This is a genomic window from Halopseudomonas aestusnigri (assembly GCF_002197985.1).
Lineage (GTDB): Bacteria > Pseudomonadota > Gammaproteobacteria > Pseudomonadales > Pseudomonadaceae > Halopseudomonas > Halopseudomonas aestusnigri.
This window is the reverse complement of record NZ_NBYK01000001.1, coordinates 35,745-50,920: the sequence shown is the minus strand read 5'-3', so window position 1 is coordinate 50,920 and position 15,176 is coordinate 35,745. Positions and strand designations below refer to the sequence as shown.

The window sequence follows — 15,176 nt, the reverse complement described above, 5'->3', positions numbered from 1 at the left end:
GCCCAGACAAGAGACACATCCATGCACGAGAAAACTCTGGCCGAACTGTCACAGGCCTTGCAGAACAAGACGCTTTCCAGCGTCGAGCTGACTCAACACTACCTCAAGCGCATTGAGCAGCTTGATGGCAGCCTCAACAGCTATATCACCGTTACCGCCGAATCGGCCCTTGAGCAGGCCGCAGCAGCGGATGCCCGCATCGCCGCCGGCAACGCAGGGCCGCTGACCGGCATCCCGCTGGCGCACAAGGACCTGTTCTGTACCCAGGGCCAGCGCACCAGCTGCGGCTCGAAGATGCTCGACAACTTCATTTCGCCGTACGAATCCACCGTCACCCAGCGTTTTCTGGATGCCGGCGCGGTCAGCCTTGGCAAGACCAACCTCGACGAATTCGCCATGGGCTCATCCACTGAGTCCAGCTTCTACGGCCCGACCCGCAACCCGTGGGACACCGATCGCGTACCCGGCGGCTCCTCCGGCGGCTCCGCTGCCGCTGTTGCCGGCCGCCTGTGTGTCGCAGCAACCGGCACAGACACCGGGGGCTCGATCCGCCAGCCCGCCGGCTTCACCGCCCTGACCGGTCTGAAGCCGACCTACGGACGGGTTTCACGCTGGGGCATGGTGGCCTACGCTTCGAGCCTGGATCAAGGCGGCCCGATGGCCCGTACCGCCGAAGACTGCGCCCTGATGCTGCAGGTCATGGCCGGTTTCGACGCCAAGGATTCCACCAGCGTCGAACAGCCAGTCCCGGACTACAGCGCCAGCCTGAGCGACTCGCTCAAGGGGCTGCGCATCGGCCTGCCGAAGGAATACTTCGCCGCCGGCCTGGACGCAGCGACCAGCGACGCCATCAGCGCCGCGGTCAAGCAATTTCAGGCGCTCGGCGCCGAAGTCAGGGAAATCAGCCTGCCGAACGCCGAGCTGGCGATTCCCGCCTACTACGTCATCGCCCCCGCTGAAGCCTCCTCCAACCTGTCACGCTTTGACGGCGTGCGCTTCGGCTACCGCTGCGACCACCCGGCCGACCTGACCGACCTTTACAAGCGCTCGCGTGCAGAAGGTTTCGGCGCCGAGGTCAAGCGCCGCATCATGGTCGGCACCTACGCACTGTCGGCCGGTTACTACGATGCCTATTACCTCAAAGCCCAGAAGATCCGTCGCCTGATCAAGAACGACTTCATGGCCGCCTACGAACAGGTCGATGTGATCCTCTGCCCGACCTCGCCGACCCCGGCGTTCAAGATCGGCGAGAAGATCGACGACCCGGTCAGCCTTTACCTGACCGACATCTACACCATTACCGCCAACCTGGCCGGCGTCCCGGGCATCGCCCTGCCCGCCGGGTTTGCCAACGGTCTGCCGCTGGGCATGCAACTGCTGGGGCCCTACTTCAGCGAAGCCCGTCTGCTCAACATCGCGCACCAGTACCAGCAGGTTACCGACTGGCACCAGCGCGCTCCGGCCGGCTACTGAGAGGATTGACAGCAATGCAATGGGAAATCGTCATCGGGCTGGAAATCCACGCCCAGCTCACCACCGCGTCGAAGATCTTCTCCGGCAGCGCCACCACCTTCGGCGCCGAGCCCAACACCCAGGCCAGCCTGGTTGACCTGGGCATGCCGGGCACCCTGCCGGTGCTCAACGCCCAGGCCGTGCGCAACGCAGTCAAGTTCGGCCTGGCGATCGACGCCGAGATCGGCATGACCAACGTGTTCGCGCGCAAGAACTACTTCTACCCGGATCTGCCCAAGGGCTACCAGACCAGCCAGATGGATCACCCCATCGTCGGCAAGGGCTATCTGGACATCACCCTGGAAGACGGCACCGTCAAACGTGTTGGTGTGACCCGCGCGCACCTGGAAGAAGACGCCGGCAAGAGCCTGCACGAAGACTTCCACGGCATGAGCGGCATCGACCTCAACCGTGCCGGCACCCCGCTGCTGGAAATCGTTTCCGAGCCGGACATGCGCAGCGCCAAGGAAGCCGTCGCCTACGCCAAGACCATCCACTCGCTGGTGCGTTATCTCGGCATTTGCGACGGCAACATGGCCGAGGGCTCGCTGCGCTGCGACTGCAACGTCTCGGTGCGCCCCAAAGGCCAGACCGAGTTCGGCACCCGCTGCGAGATCAAGAACGTCAACTCGTTCCGCTTTATCGAGAAGGCGATCAACACCGAAGTCCAGCGCCAGATCGAGCTGATCGAGGATGGCGGCAAGGTGGTACAGGAAACCCGCCTGTACGATCCGAACAAGGACGAAACCCGTTCCATGCGCAGCAAGGAAGAAGCCAACGATTACCGTTACTTCCCCTGCCCTGACCTGCTGCCAGTCGTGCTGGAACCGAGCTTTATCGAAGAAGTCCGTGGCGAGCTGCCAGAACTGCCGCAGCAAAAACGCGAACGCTTCGAGAGCCAGTTCGGCCTGTCGACCTACGACGCCAGCGTCTTGAGCGCAAGCCGCGAACTAGCGGACTACTTCGAGCAGGTTCAACAGACCTGCGGCGACGCCAAGCTGGCCGCCAACTGGGTGATGGGCGAGCTGTCCAGCCTGCTCAACAAGGAAGGCCTGGAGATCGAGCAGTCGCCGGTCAGCGCTGCGCAACTCGGCGGCATGATACTGCGCATCAAGGACAACACCATCAGCGGCAAGATCGCCAAGATGGTGTTCGAGGCACTGGCTGCCGGTGAAGGCGACTCTGCCGATGAGATCATCGAAGCCAAGGGGCTCAAGCAGGTCACCGACAGCGGCGCGATCGAGGCCATGCTGGACGAGGTATTGGCAGCCAATGCAGCACAGGTCGAGCAGTACCGCGCGAGCGACGAAGCCAAGCGCGGCAAGATGTTCGGTTTCTTTGTCGGCCAGGCGATGAAGGCATCCAAGGGCAAGGCCAACCCCCAGCAGGTCAACGACCTGCTGCGCAAGAAGCTGGAAGGCTGAACCGGGAGGCGGCGGCGCGGTCATACAGGCTCCGCCGCCTAACCGGACTTCACCCCATGCTGCGCTTTCTGTTGACCGCCCTGACTGCGCTGATAACGCTGAGCGCCAGCGCCGATGCGCTAACGCTCGGCGATCCGGGCTGGACCCAAACCGGCAAGGCCTCCTACTACTCCTCACGCCTGCACGGCAAACGCACTGCCAGCGGCGAACCCTACGATGAAACCGACCTGACAGCTGCCCATCCGGCGTTGCCATTCGGCACGCTTATCAAGGTCACCAACACCTACAACGGTCTCAGTGTGGTCGTGCGAATCAATGATCGCGGCCCCTTCGTCGGCCACCGCATCATTGATGTTTCCCAACGCGCGGCAGAGCAGCTTGGCATGATCCGCGCCGGCAGCGCCCGCGTACGAATCGAGCTGCAGGACCCGGACCAGTCCAGCGACTGAGCGGAACTTTTCCCCTTCTCGTACCCTCCACTGACAGTCGACGACTGAACACGCTGGCCGAACGTCCGGCCTGTCGCACGCTCAGCGTGGCCTGTTCAGCGCCTAACTGGAGCAGCCGGTCCATCGGACCGGCGCACGCAGGACAAGGAGATCTGCATGACTGACGTCAAGCGTGGCTGGCAATCAACCGTTCTGGTTCCGGTCTTTGCCCCTGCCGTTATCGTTACCCTGCTTTTGGTGATCGGTACCATCAGCAATCCGGAGCTGGCCGGCAGCCTGTTCTCCAGCACCCTGAGCTATATCACCACCACCTTTGGCTGGTTCTATATGCTGGCCGTCGCCAGCTTTCTGCTGTTTGTGGTGCTGGTCGCCTGCAGCAGCTGGGGCAACATCCGGCTGGGGCCGGATCACGCCGAGCCGCAATACAGCTTCCCGGCCTGGTTCGCGATGCTGTTTTCGGCCGGCTACGGGATCGCCCTGCTGTTCTTTGGCGTCGCCGAGCCGGTGACCCACTTCGCCAGCCCGCCTGCCGGCGCCCCGGAAACGCTGGACGCGGCCAAGCAGGCGATGCAGATCGCCTTCTTTCACTGGGGTTTTCATATCTGGGCGATCTACGGCCTGGTCGGTCTGGTACTGGCCTACTTTGCCTTTCGGCACGGCCTGCCCCTGTCCATGCGCTCGGCCCTCTACCCGCTGATTGGCGAGCGCATTCACGGCCCCATCGGGCACGCGGTCGACGTGGTCGCCATCCTCGGCACCCTGTTTGGTATCGCCACCACCCTGGGCCTGTCGGTCGCGCAGATCAACGCCGGGCTGAACTACCTGTGGCCGAGCATTCCGGTAGCCAGCAGCGTGCAGGTGATTACCATTGCGGCAGTCACCGCTCTCGCCCTGTTTTCAGTGGTAGCCGGGCTGGACAAGGGGGTAAAGAACCTGTCGATCCTGAACATGGTGCTGGCGGTGACGCTGATGCTGTTCGTCTTTCTGGTCGGCCCATCCATCTTCATCCTCGAAGCCTTCCTGCAGAACACCGGTAGCTACCTGAACAACATTGTCGAGCGCACCTTCAACCTGCAGGCCTACACCCACAGTGACTGGATCGGCAACTGGACGCTGTTCATCTTCGGCTGGACCATCGCCTGGGCGCCCTTTGTCGGACTATTTATCGCCAAGATCAGCCGCGGCCGCACCATCCGCCAGTTCGTCTTCGGCGTCATGCTGGTACCAACCATCTTCACCTTCCTCTGGTTCTCGGTGTTTGGCGATACCGCCTTGCACCTGATCATGAACGAGGGCTACACCACGTTGATCAGCGAAGTGCAGGCAGACAAGGCGATTGCGCTGTTCAAGCTCTTCGAGCATCTGCCACTGACCAGCATCGTGTCGTTCGTCACGGTGGTGCTGATCGTCACCTTTTTCGTCACCTCATCGGACTCCGGTTCACTGGTGATCGACTCGCTGGCCTCCGGCGGCGTGCTGCAGACACCGGTATGGCAACGCGCCTTTTGGGCGATCCTGGAGGGGGTGGTTGCCGCGGTATTGCTGATCGCCGGTGGCCTGAGTGCCCTGCAGACCATGACCATCGTCACCGCCCTGCCCTTCGCCATCATCATGATCATTGCCATGCTCGGCATGTGGCGCGCGCTGGTCATCGAAGGCCACCGTGACGTCAGTCTGCTGCATCACATGCAGGTCAGCCGCTACAGCGACAACAGTCTGGCTGCCAACTGGAAGAAACGTCTGGCCAGTATCGTCAACTTTCCCGATCGCGCGGCGGTGGAGGGCTTTATCCACAACACAGCCATGCCCGCCATGCAGCGCCTGAGCCAGGCACTGGTTGCCCAGGGCTGGCCGGCAGAAGCGGCCCTGGATGCCGATAACGGCCGCGCCTATCTGCAGATCAGCAAGCCCGACCAGCTGGACTTCGTCTACGAAATACGCCTGCGCGAATACCTGCGGCCGGACTTCGCCTACCCGGAAATGCGCCGCACCGACGATGATGCTCAGCAGCATTACTATCGGGCCGAGGTCTTCCTGCGCCGCGGCGGGCAAACCTATGATGTTTATGGCTATGATGAGCAGGAAATCATTGGCGACATCCTCGACCACTTCGAAAAATACCTGCATTTTCTGCACATCTCGCCGGGCGTCCTGCCCTGGAACATGGCCGAGCACGACGAGATGCTGCAACAACCACCCACCTGAGTGGGCCGAAGGCAAAAAAAACCGGCACATGGCCGGTTTTTTTGTTCAGTCGCACAAGCCTTACTGCTGCAGCACCTGAAGAATCATCGGGTCCTGGAACACCCGAGTCAGGGCATCACTCATCACGTCGGTAACCAGCTTGGTATTGGTTTCCTGGTTAGGCGCGTAGCCAAAACGCTGCTGCAACGAGGAGCTGAAACGTCCCTGATAATTACGGTTCATATTGCTGGCTTCGGCAACGAAGGTCGCGCTGATATCCGCCTGGGTCACATAGACCGAGCTCTTCGGCGACTGATAGCGCAAATCTGCCAGATTCAGCGTCAAGCGGTTCGCATTTGGCGTGCCCTCCGGCACGACACTGAAGCCCAGTTGCCGCAGCGCCTGCTCAACCTGCTGACGAATCACCGGCAGCGCACTGTCGCTGATAGTGATGTTGCTGGAGTCGGGGTAAATGCCGCCGCGGGTTCCCAGCACCTTGTTCTGCCGGGTGTCCTGCACCTGCACACTGACCGGCTGCTGGCGGGCAACCGGGCTGAGCGGCTTGTTGATCTGGGGCTGCACTGTCAACTGCTGAGGACTGTGGGCACAGCCCACCAGCACCGCGGCCATAAGAGCCAGCAGCAACATGCCTGAACGCTTGAGCATAAGAACCTTACTCCTGCCGTCTGTCGGGATTAAAAAAGGAAAAGTGGTCGGTGCCACCTTGGACAGGCGCAGCATACTCCGGTTCCGAAAGCGCCAACAGAGGGCCAGGTGAACTGTCATCAGGCTGACATCTCGATGGGCGATGCTGCGCGCAAAGTCGCAGAGGAAAAATTGTCATGTTCGCCAATCTGTTCGCGCGCCGCCGCTATTACGCCCAGCTTGACGACCAGGGTGTCTGCGTTGCGGTGTGGGCGCTGTCGCAACAGCCGCAGCAGGGCTGCTGGGTCGAGATCAACGAGCTGCAACCACGCTGGATCGGCAAGCCGCTGCCGGCAGCTGCCCGTGTCAGCCGGCGCGAGCCCCGCGCCGGCTGGAGAATGCTGCCGGCTTAACGGGCGCCTGCTGCTTCCAGGGCCGCGACGTAGTCTTCGGCCTGCGCGTGTTCACGCACGATGGCCAGGAAGGTACGGCCATCGGCACCTACGGCATTCAGGTCGTGCCCGGCAGCCTTGAACATCACCAGAAAGCGCTCGAAATCTTCCACACGCAGGCCGCGATAGGCGCGCACCAGCAGATGCAACTCAACCGATTCGTCGCTGTTGTAGGGGCGTGCGTTCAGAAATACCGCAACCTGTTCGTCGGTCATCGGCTCACCGATCACCTTCTGCTTGTCTTTACGCATGAAACGTCCTCAGAGAGTTCAGGGCCGGCATTGTAACCATCCCCCGAGCGTCCCACCAGTTCGGGACTCAGTCCGCAGCCGGGACCGGAGCAGAATGGAGATCGGCCCAGATCAGACCGTTACCGTAGAACCGCCCCTGCACGTAATCCGTGCCGGGGCTATCGAGCATTTGCCGGATAGCGGGCAGCAGGGCCAGCGGGTAGTTGATGACGAGCAGAGCACCGTCATCGGCAAGGCGTGCGCCGCGCTGCCCACCGACGCCATCGACAAACTGCAGGCGCGCCCGCTGCACCGGCGAACTGGGCAATACGCTGCGGCCCTCCAGCAGAAGCGAGACGCTGGCCTGCGCATCATTCGGGCGAGCCCCCGGGCGCAACTCGCTGGCAACCGTCAGACTGTAGCGCTGCACCTCGAACAACACCTGCTCGGGCTTATCCTGACGCTGACCGTAAAGATCTTCCGGCAGATATTCATCGTGCGGCAGCGCCACCGGGGCAGCGGCAAGCGGCTGCACCAGCAACGCCCCCAGGGTCAGCGCAACCGCCCGACGCATCATGCCTCAGTGCCCCTTGAGGGCAAAAATGCCGGCCGCGTTGCGCCAGTAGCCCTTGTAATCCAGACCGTAACCGAAGATGTAGCGATCCTCGACATCCAGCCCGGTAAAGTCGGCACGCATGCCCGGATAGGCCTTGCGGTCGTGCTGTTTGTCGAGCAGCACAGCCGTATAAACATTCTCGGCACCGGCATCCCGGCAATACTCGACGATGGCGGCCAGGGTATGACCTTCATCCAGAATGTCATCGATGATCAGCACGGTACGGCCGACCAGTGAATGCTCGGCACGCGCCTTCCAGAACAGTTCACCACCGGACAGTTTGTTGCGATAGCGGGTCGCGTGCAGATAACCCACTTCCATCGGGAACGGCAGCTTCGGCAGCAGCTTGCCACTGATGATCAGGCCACCGTTCATGACACTGTAAACAATCGGGTTGCTGTCGCTCAGACGCGCCCTGATCTCGGCTGCCATGTTGTCCAGCGCACCCTCAACATCGGCCTCGGTAAACAGGCAATCGGCCTCTGCCATAACCTGCTTGATGTGATCCAGTTCTACCGCCATGCATGACCTCCGCCGGTCCCGGTATGGAAAAAGGGGCGAAAAATACCCATGTCGCCGCGAAAGCACAAGTATAGAGACGGTTTTCCGACAGACGAGCCCCTGCTGTCAACGCCAATGCTGTGCCATAATTGCCGCGCCCTTCCACGCAAGAGAGAAGTTCCAGCATGAACGTGAAAGAAATCCGCCATCCTTTGATACGACACAAACTGGGCCTGATGCGCCGCAGTGACATCAGCACCAAGAATTTTCGTGAGCTTGCGCAGGAAGTTGCCGCGCTGCTGACCTACGAAGCAACCCAGGACATGGCGGTCGAGACCCACACCATACAAGGCTGGTGTGGCGATGTGGAAGTGGAAAAACTGAGCGGCAAGAAAGTTACCGTGGTGCCGATTCTGCGCGCCGGTCTCGGTATGCTGGACGGCGTACTCAGCCTGGTGCCCAGCGCCAAGGTCAGCGTCATCGGTCTGGCCCGCAACGAGGAAACCCTCGAAGCCGACACCTATCTGGAAAAATTGGTCGGCGAGCTGAACCAGCGTATGGCGCTGATCATCGACCCGATGCTGGCCACCGGCGGCTCCATGGTGGCTACCATCGACATGCTGAAGAAGGCCGGCGCGCGCGAGATTCGTGCCCTGGTACTGGTAGCAGCGCCCGAGGGAATCCAGCGCGTCAACGACGCCCATCCCGACGTGCAGATCTACACCGCATCGGTGGATCAGCGTCTGAACGAGCACGGCTACATCATCCCGGGCCTGGGCGATGCCGGCGACAAGATTTTTGGCACCAAGCAGAAGGATATCGTTTGATGGAAGGCGTTCAGACCCACGGCTGGCGCACTGCGCTGGCAGGTTCCCAGATGCTGTTTGTAGCCTTCGGCGCACTGGTGCTGATGCCGTTGATTACCGGCATGAACCCCAGCGTTGCCCTGTTTACCGCCGGTATCGGCACCCTGTTGTTCCAATTCACCACCCGCCGGCAGATTCCAATCTTCCTGGCCTCCAGCTTCGCCTTCATCGCTCCGATCATGTATAGCAACCAGACCTGGGGCTTGCCCGCCACACTCGGCGGTCTGGTCGCCGCCGGCGTGGTCTATATCCTGCTCAGCCTGCTGGTACGCCTGTGGGGCCCAGGCTTCATTCAGCGCCTGCTGCCACCGGTTGTGGTAGGACCGGTGATCATGGTCATTGGTCTCGGCCTGGCGTCGGTTGCGGTCAACATGGCCATGGGCAAGGCCGGAGACGGCAGCGCGCAGCTGGTCGAATACAACACCGCCATTCTGATTGCCGGCGCATCGCTGGTCACCACCATCATCGTGGCCGTGTTCGCCAAGGGCATTTTCCGTCTGGTACCCATTCTGGCCGGCGTATTGGTCGGCTATGCCCTGTCCTGGCTGCTGGGCGTCACCGACTTCACCCAGGTTGCCGCAGCGCCCTGGCTGGCGGTGCCGGATTTTGTTACCCCCGAATTCCAGCTGGCCGCCATACTGTTCATGATCCCGGTAGCCATTGCTCCGGCCATTGAGCACATCGGTGACGTGCTCGCCATCGGCGGGGTAACCGGCAAGAACTATCTGGAAAAGCCCGGCCTGCAGAACACGCTGCTCGGCGACGGTATCGCTACCTCGGCAGCAGCGTTCTTCGGTGGCCCGCCCAACACCACCTACTCTGAAGTAACCGGCGCGGTCATGCTGACCCGCAACTTCAACCCCAATGTGATGATCTGGGCAGCGGTGTTTGCCATCGTCCTGGCCTTTATCGACAAGTTTGGTGCAATCCTGCTGGGCATGCCGGTACCGGTCATGGGCGGTATTCTCTGCCTGCTGTTCGGCTCCATCGCAGTGGTCGGCCTCAACACCCTGGTACGCCATCAGGTTGACCTGTCCCAGGCCCGCAACCTGTGCATCGTCTCGGTGACACTGGTGTTCGGTATCGGCGGCATGGTGATCGGCAACGACAGCTTCAGCCTGCAGGGCATCAGCCTGTGCGGCGTGGTTGCCATCCTGCTCAACCTGATCCTGCCCAAGGCCGACGAAGCAGCACCTGCTGCTCACTGATCAGCCTCAACGACGCCAGCAGAGCGCATCTGCTGGTGTCCGTTGCCCCGCCTGATTCAGACTGTAGGAGGCGCAGACGTCTCCGGCCATGATCCCCCCCGCTTCGGCCACCGCCGTCAGCACAAAGGTTTGCGCCTGCCGCTGCACCGCCAGTCGATATACGGCGCGTCCACGGACCGGACTCTGTCCATGCAGCCCAGTCACCTCCCCCTGATCATAGCGCCCGCCGCTGGCGTAAAGACGCTCGAGCCGCTGCGCATTCTCCATCAGTAACGCGCTCACCTCGACGCGCTGCGCCTTGCGCACGTGATTGAGATAGGACGGATAGGCGAGGCTGGCCAACAGGCCGGCCACAACCAGCGCAATCAGAAGCTCAAGCAGGCTGAAGCCGCACGGAGCCTTCATTGCAGTTGCCGCCAGTGGATACGGGTCAGTTGGCACTGCCCCTGCGCCAGCAACTCGGTCACACCGGCACTGCCCGCCACCCGATAGCGCTCGCCCTCGCACCCGGCCGTCTGCAGCGGCTCTGTGATCTGCCCGCGTATCATCTGCAACCCGAGCGGCAAACCGATATCCAGAAACAGGCCGGCGGCAGGCGGGTCGTCATCATCCACTCGCCGATCATGATTACTGTCCAGGGTGGCTTGGGGCGGCATGGCACCGTCATCCAGGGTCAGCATCATCAACCAGCCGCCCGCCGTCGAAACACAGGGATCACTATGCTGCGTTTGTGATATCACCGTGGTAAACACAACCCGGCCACCCTGCACCATCGCCGGGGAAATAACCCGCTCCGCTGATTGTGCGCCAACCGACAGCGGCAGATACCAGCCCGCCTTGAAACGCCAGTCCACGGACTCGCCGGAGGCCTGCCGCACGCCGGACTGCGAACCGCCCAGCAGCCGCTGAGCATGCAAATCGCGGGGGGACAGGGTTTGCCCCGGCTCGGCGGGCTGGCGGCGCACCGCATAAAATGCCTGCTCCTCAGTGCTGCCGGGATCACTTACATCCAGCAGTCGACCGCTCCCTATCAACAGCAAATCGGCACGAGCCGCTGCGCTGTAGGACAGGACCGGCGCCGCCGTCAGCGGCTGGCCGGGCTCCGCACGAAACAGGGGGGCGCCCTGATTGCCGATCTGCCAGTCAGTCGGATCATCCGCCGAGAGATCGAACTGCCAGAGCTGGCCATGCAGGTCGCCACCATAAGCGGCGACAGGACGTCCCTGACTGTCACGTTCCAGCATCAGCGCCGACAGACCATTGTCACTGCCAAGGCCCGAACGAGCGGGCAGATCAAGCTGGCGAACCAGCTCGCCGCTCAGCGCATCAATCACCAGCAGTGCCGCCTGCCCGCCAGCGCTGCCGTAACCGTTCCCGGTCAGCAGCAGATCACCGCTGTCGCGATCCAGTAACAGAGGTTCAGCGTAAACATGACCGAGCGCGGCCCACTCCGGCTCGCTGGCATCATGCTCCCAAAGCGCCTCAGGGTAGGTTTGCCCCGGCGCCTCAGCAAACAGTCGCAACATGATCAGCCCCCGACCACCGGCGCCAAGCCCCGCAGCAGCGAGCGTGTGCCAGTCACCATCATGCTGCAGATCAGCCAGCGCAATGCGTCCGTCAACACCTGCGCGATGGGATTGTGACGCAGGATAATCCACTGCAGCCCAGGCTCGCAGTGAGGGCAACAACGCGCCCGCGAAATAGCTGAAGAGGCGCTCGCCCCCAACCCCGATCACATGCAGGAAGCCGTCGTTGCTGCCCATCAGCAGCAGATCGCCAAGCTGTGCCCGCTCGCCTAAATAGTCCGCGTAGCCGCCATCCGCTGAGGTGTTCAAGGGCGCCCCGGCCGGCAGCAGGACCGGCCCGTAGCGTCCGGGATCGCCAAGCAGGCTCTGCCGTAAGCGCAGGCCGGCAACCGGCTCGCCACGCAACCAGTTCAGCATCTGCTGGCCGCCGCCTGCCGAATCGCCAAGCAAATCCGTCGCCATCTCCTCCAGCAGCTGCCGCTGCTCTCTCCCCAGAGCAGCATAGGTTGCCTCATCCAGCGCCAGTGCGCCCGCCGAGCCGGCTTCCCGCCGCCAGGTCTGCAGTCGGCCGCGCGGAGCGTCGCGGGCGTAGGCCTGCTCAGTGCTCCAGTGGAGCTGCGCTGGCGCTCCGGCAGCACCAAGGGTCCGGAGCTGGACCTCACCACCAGCACCGTCCGCTGACTGGTAAATGTGCAGCAGCAGCGCCTCATCAACCTCGCTATCGGAAGACGTCAGATCCAGTCTCTGACTCAACAGCAGACGCGGCTCCGACGATTCGCTGATCATCTGGGTCAACGCAACCCCGAGTTCGCCTGCGTCCTCAACCGTCCGATACAACCCACCGCCAGCCAGTGCTGCAGAGCGCAATCTTACGTCGTCGATGGCAAACCCCAGCACATGGGTACGCAGGGACTGACGCGGGTAAAGCGGGTCATCCCAACTCGCACCGGCGGCATCCTGGCCGCCGCTGCGCAGATCCAGATCGCGGGCAAAGGCAGCCATATCATCGAGGTAGAAGGTGCTGCCAGGCTGATGCAACGGCTCACCATTTGCATCGTTGTCGGCATTGCCGTCCCAGTCGGGCAACCCGTAACGGCCACCCGAAGCAGACAGCAGGGCGGCCGGATCCTGATCCCCCGAGGTAGGGAACTGGCTGTCGTAGGTGGGCAAGCCATCGGTAATCAGCAGCGCAGCGCTTGGCTGGCAGCGCCACTGAAGGGGGCTGCTGTAGGCAGCCTGCGCGGGGTTGTAAAACGAGTCCATGCCACGCAGGTAGCGGCTGATTTCGTAATGGGTTTCCGCCAGTGGCGTCCAGGTATAGAGGTCAGGATTGGTGCCGGTGTCAGGTGCCAGAGCGTCCAGAGCCTGCTCCAGCCGGCGCAGATGCTCCTCACCGGCAATGCCGGGCGAGATACCAGCCACCTCAACCAGCAACCGGCCGCCTGCCGTGTCCCGCGCAGCATCGATACCGCTGGACGAATTGAACGCAAACAGACCAAAACGCGTGTTGCGCTGCTGATGCAGCAGTCGCCGCACCGCCTCGCGGGCCACCTGCAAACGGCTCTGCTCACCCATCATGGTCATCGCCATGCTGCTGGAGCTGTCGAGCAGGATAACCACGTTGGCCGGTACCGCCGCTTGCGCCCTGTACGCCCGGCTCATAGGCTCAAAGCCGGCAGCAGGAGCACTCAGAAGCAGGCCGAAAACAACCCCGGCAAAGCTGCTGCTAGCGTAAGGTATAGGCATAGATCGCCTCCAGTTGCCGGCGGCTGCGCCCCAGCCTTGCGTCGACCTGAAGCCGGTAAACACGGCTTTCGCCGCTTACCGCCAGCTGAGCAGGCATACGGCTGGTACCCAACCACTCAATCCGGTAACGAACATTTTCCGCACCAGCAGACTGCCGCCGGCGCCAGCCATCCTCGTCCGGATTCGGCACGGAGGTACACTGCATTCCGTCACAGGGCTGCGCAGGGACCTCAAGCACGCCTGTGGCCAGCTCGCTCTCAAGCTCGCGCATGGCGCTTTCCGCCGCCTGAAAACACCGTGCCGCCACCATCAGATTGGCCGCCTGTTGCTGCTGAATACGGGCCGAACTGCTCGCCGCCAACGCACCGATTGTCAGGGCCAGCAGACAGATCAGAGTAATGGGCAGCACACTGCCCGACTGCCGGCTATTCATTGACGAACCCATCCGGCCGATTGCGCAGACGCGTGACCTGGCGAAATACCTGCCCGCGACCAGAGTCCACACTCACATCAGAGGCGCCAGGCTGCAGCGCCAGCTCGATACGCACACTGCGCAGACGCGCCTGCTCAGCGCTGCTGAGCAGGCCCTGATAGTGCCCCGATACACCCGCGGCGCCGATATTCTCGGCCAGTGCAAACCCCGGTTCGAAGCGTGCAACGCGCTCGATCAGCGTTTCAAAGTTGCCGACACCATTGACCCGAACCTGAATTCGCTCTCCCTGTTGCCGGTAGTCGAGCTGACGCAGCGGCACCAGCCAGTCTCCCGGCAGGACCGTCAGGGGCTGCTCCTCGCCCAGACTGACCCGCTGCCGGCAGTCGCCCGCCAGCAGCCAGCGTGCGCCATAATCGGCGGCTCGAACCGTTTGTGGTGTCTCAAAGACAGGCTGCACAGGTAAACCGGTAATCAGCGTCAGCACTCCCTGCTCAAAACGCACCGGCCGGGCCAGCACGTCCGGCAGTCCTCCCGGTAACGCCTGCTCCAGATCCAGACAGCCGTAACTGCCACTGGCCCGCAGGTCACGGGACAGGCGCCCCAGCACATAGCGTGCGTCTTCCTGCATGCGCGCACTCTGCTGCTGCCACAACCAGGTTTGCCGGCTGCTTGCAAGGTACTGGACCAGCGCCAGCACCAGCGTCAAACCGAGCAGCATCGCGACCATCAGTTCAACCAGACCGAACCCGCGCACAGATCCCGTCATGCCCCACCGCCCATCTGCACGGCGAGCACCAGTTCATCGTCCGTGCTGCCCTCGATGCGCGCCTGTGACCAACTGACACGCACGCTCACGGCCTTGCCATCCACCGTTATCCGCGCGCGTCCCTGCGGCAACTGACAGGTCACGCTACTGGCGAAGTCGATCCGATCCTGTTCCAGCACCGACAGCGGCGGGTCGAATTCCTCTGCGCACTCGCCAGCGATGCTGCCGGCGTAAAGCGCGCGCTGATCGGGATTGGCACGCATGCGCTCCAGCAGATCGGTTACCAGCAGGGCCGCCTGGGCACGATAGGCGCTGTCCTGGGTGTAGCGCAGGGCATTGAGCTGAAGCGCCGCGGCCCCAAGCACGCCCAGAGCAACCAGCAGCAGGGCAATCAGGACTTCAATGAGAGAAAAGCCGCGCTGGCCGCCGGCAGCGGCAGCGGCAGCGGCAGCGGCAGCGCGAGAGTGGTAAGCCATGACGGCTGAATCCTTGAGCCAAATCCATTTGGCGGATCTGCCGGACTGCAGCTACGCGGCGAACGTCATCCGTTGACGGCCCCATCCTAGGATGATCAACCCGCAACAACCTCACCCCTATGGGTGAGCCAGGCCCGTCTGG

Annotated in this window: 16 protein-coding genes; 7 read left to right on the top strand and 9 right to left on the bottom strand. The window is 62.6% G+C overall.

The window, feature by feature from the left end:
• The first annotated feature begins 21 nt into the window (after positions 1–21).
• From gatA to B7O88_RS00245, 4 genes are all read left to right on the top strand, one after another.
• Positions 22–1,473: an Asp-tRNA(Asn)/Glu-tRNA(Gln) amidotransferase subunit GatA gene (gatA, locus tag B7O88_RS00260; RefSeq protein ID WP_088273179.1), complete on the top strand. Its 1,452-nt coding sequence runs from the start codon at positions 22–24 to the stop codon at positions 1,471–1,473.
• A gap of 14 nt (positions 1,474–1,487) precedes the next feature.
• Positions 1,488–2,936 (top strand): Asp-tRNA(Asn)/Glu-tRNA(Gln) amidotransferase subunit GatB, encoded by a 1,449-nt coding sequence (gene gatB, locus B7O88_RS00255; RefSeq protein ID WP_088273178.1) that lies wholly within the window; start codon positions 1,488–1,490, stop codon positions 2,934–2,936.
• Positions 2,937–2,995: 59 nt separating this feature from the next.
• Positions 2,996–3,385, top strand: a complete 390-nt coding sequence (locus B7O88_RS00250) for a septal ring lytic transglycosylase RlpA family protein (RefSeq protein WP_412779054.1) — start codon at positions 2,996–2,998, stop codon at positions 3,383–3,385.
• Between the two features lie 156 nt (positions 3,386–3,541).
• Complete coding sequence (locus B7O88_RS00245; protein WP_088273176.1) at positions 3,542–5,590, top strand: BCCT family transporter; 2,049 nt, start codon at positions 3,542–3,544, stop codon at positions 5,588–5,590.
• Positions 5,591–5,650: 60 nt separating this feature from the next.
• Here the strand turns inward: B7O88_RS00245 and B7O88_RS00240 are convergent, their stop codons facing one another.
• The gene (locus B7O88_RS00240) at positions 5,651–6,235 is read right to left on the bottom strand and encodes a YajG family lipoprotein (RefSeq protein ID WP_088273175.1); all 585 of its coding nucleotides are present in this window, start codon (positions 6,233–6,235) and stop codon (positions 5,651–5,653) included.
• A 176-nt stretch (positions 6,236–6,411) separates the two neighbouring features.
• On the opposite strand from B7O88_RS00240, the gene B7O88_RS00235 reads away from it, so the two are divergent.
• Positions 6,412–6,627, top strand: coding sequence for a hypothetical protein (locus tag B7O88_RS00235; RefSeq protein ID WP_088273174.1), 216 nt, complete (start codon positions 6,412–6,414; stop codon positions 6,625–6,627).
• Here B7O88_RS00235 and B7O88_RS00230 read toward each other — a convergent pair.
• The 3 genes from B7O88_RS00230 to B7O88_RS00220 all read right to left on the bottom strand — a co-directional run bounded on the left by B7O88_RS00230 (position 6,624) and on the right by B7O88_RS00220 (position 8,034).
• Positions 6,624–6,917 (bottom strand): PA4642 family protein, encoded by a 294-nt coding sequence (locus B7O88_RS00230; protein ID WP_088273173.1) that lies wholly within the window; start codon positions 6,915–6,917, stop codon positions 6,624–6,626. The genes B7O88_RS00235 and B7O88_RS00230 overlap by 4 nt on opposite strands.
• A gap of 67 nt (positions 6,918–6,984) precedes the next feature.
• Entirely contained in the window at positions 6,985–7,473 is a 489-nt protein-coding gene (locus tag B7O88_RS00225; RefSeq protein ID WP_088273172.1) for a hypothetical protein, read from the bottom strand.
• A gap of 3 nt (positions 7,474–7,476) precedes the next feature.
• Positions 7,477–8,034 (bottom strand): hypoxanthine-guanine phosphoribosyltransferase, encoded by a 558-nt coding sequence (locus tag B7O88_RS00220; RefSeq protein WP_088273171.1) that lies wholly within the window; start codon positions 8,032–8,034, stop codon positions 7,477–7,479.
• Between the two features lie 164 nt (positions 8,035–8,198).
• Here B7O88_RS00220 and upp point away from each other — a divergent pair, with 164 nt between their 5' ends.
• Both upp and B7O88_RS00210 read left to right on the top strand, forming a co-directional pair.
• Positions 8,199–8,840 (top strand): uracil phosphoribosyltransferase, encoded by a 642-nt coding sequence (gene upp / locus B7O88_RS00215; RefSeq protein WP_088273170.1) that lies wholly within the window; start codon positions 8,199–8,201, stop codon positions 8,838–8,840.
• Complete coding sequence (locus tag B7O88_RS00210) at positions 8,840–10,087, top strand: uracil-xanthine permease family protein (RefSeq protein ID WP_088273169.1); 1,248 nt, start codon at positions 8,840–8,842, stop codon at positions 10,085–10,087. The genes upp and B7O88_RS00210 overlap by 1 nt, the downstream gene beginning before the upstream one ends.
• 6 nt (positions 10,088–10,093) lie before the next feature.
• On the opposite strand, the gene B7O88_RS00205 is transcribed toward B7O88_RS00210, so the two are convergent.
• Genes B7O88_RS00205 through pilV form a run of 5 tightly spaced genes read right to left on the bottom strand, consistent with a single transcriptional unit; the run spans position 10,094 to position 15,034 of the window.
• Positions 10,094–10,492, bottom strand: a complete 399-nt coding sequence (locus B7O88_RS00205; protein ID WP_088273892.1) for a type IV pilin protein — start codon at positions 10,490–10,492, stop codon at positions 10,094–10,096.
• Positions 10,489–13,359: a pilus assembly protein gene (locus B7O88_RS00200; RefSeq protein WP_088273168.1), complete on the bottom strand. Its 2,871-nt coding sequence runs from the start codon at positions 13,357–13,359 to the stop codon at positions 10,489–10,491. The genes B7O88_RS00205 and B7O88_RS00200 overlap by 4 nt, the downstream gene beginning before the upstream one ends.
• Positions 13,340–13,792 carry a pilus assembly PilX family protein gene (locus B7O88_RS00195; protein ID WP_088273167.1) on the bottom strand — a complete coding sequence of 151 codons (453 nt, stop codon included), beginning with the start codon at positions 13,790–13,792 and terminating at the stop codon, positions 13,340–13,342. Before B7O88_RS00195 ends, B7O88_RS00200 begins: the two co-directional genes overlap by 20 nt.
• Positions 13,785–14,558 carry a PilW family protein gene (locus B7O88_RS00190; protein WP_140418549.1) on the bottom strand — a complete coding sequence of 258 codons (774 nt, stop codon included), beginning with the start codon at positions 14,556–14,558 and terminating at the stop codon, positions 13,785–13,787. Before B7O88_RS00190 ends, B7O88_RS00195 begins: the two co-directional genes overlap by 8 nt.
• Complete coding sequence (pilV, locus tag B7O88_RS00185) at positions 14,555–15,034, bottom strand: type IV pilus modification protein PilV (RefSeq protein ID WP_088273165.1); 480 nt, start codon at positions 15,032–15,034, stop codon at positions 14,555–14,557. The genes B7O88_RS00190 and pilV overlap by 4 nt, the downstream gene beginning before the upstream one ends.
• Positions 15,035–15,176 lie beyond the last annotated feature (142 nt).

Bases quoted from the DNA above. Each gene is read 5' to 3' on its own strand.
- gatA (WP_088273179.1), top strand. From the start codon at position 22: ATGCACGAGAAAACTCTGGCCGAACTGTCACAGGCCTTGCAGAACAAG.
- gatB (WP_088273178.1), top strand. From the start codon at position 1,488: ATGCAATGGGAAATCGTCATCGGGCTGGAAATCCACGCCCAGCTCACC.
- B7O88_RS00245 (WP_088273176.1), top strand. From the start codon at position 3,542: ATGACTGACGTCAAGCGTGGCTGGCAATCAACCGTTCTGGTTCCGGTC.
- B7O88_RS00240 (WP_088273175.1), bottom strand. From the start codon at position 6,235: ATGCTCAAGCGTTCAGGCATGTTGCTGCTGGCTCTTATGGCCGCGGTG.
- B7O88_RS00235 (WP_088273174.1), top strand. From the start codon at position 6,412: ATGTTCGCCAATCTGTTCGCGCGCCGCCGCTATTACGCCCAGCTTGAC.
- B7O88_RS00230 (WP_088273173.1), bottom strand. From the start codon at position 6,917: ATGCGTAAAGACAAGCAGAAGGTGATCGGTGAGCCGATGACCGACGAA.
- B7O88_RS00225 (WP_088273172.1), bottom strand. From the start codon at position 7,473: ATGATGCGTCGGGCGGTTGCGCTGACCCTGGGGGCGTTGCTGGTGCAG.
- B7O88_RS00220 (WP_088273171.1), bottom strand. From the start codon at position 8,034: ATGGCGGTAGAACTGGATCACATCAAGCAGGTTATGGCAGAGGCCGAT.
- upp (WP_088273170.1), top strand. From the start codon at position 8,199: ATGAACGTGAAAGAAATCCGCCATCCTTTGATACGACACAAACTGGGC.
- B7O88_RS00210 (WP_088273169.1), top strand. From the start codon at position 8,840: ATGGAAGGCGTTCAGACCCACGGCTGGCGCACTGCGCTGGCAGGTTCC.
- B7O88_RS00205 (WP_088273892.1), bottom strand. From the start codon at position 10,492: ATGAAGGCTCCGTGCGGCTTCAGCCTGCTTGAGCTTCTGATTGCGCTG.
- B7O88_RS00200 (WP_088273168.1), bottom strand. From the start codon at position 13,359: ATGCCTATACCTTACGCTAGCAGCAGCTTTGCCGGGGTTGTTTTCGGC.
- B7O88_RS00195 (WP_088273167.1), bottom strand. From the start codon at position 13,792: ATGAATAGCCGGCAGTCGGGCAGTGTGCTGCCCATTACTCTGATCTGT.
- B7O88_RS00190 (WP_140418549.1), bottom strand. From the start codon at position 14,558: ATGACGGGATCTGTGCGCGGGTTCGGTCTGGTTGAACTGATGGTCGCG.
- pilV (WP_088273165.1), bottom strand. From the start codon at position 15,034: ATGGCTTACCACTCTCGCGCTGCCGCTGCCGCTGCCGCTGCCGCTGCC.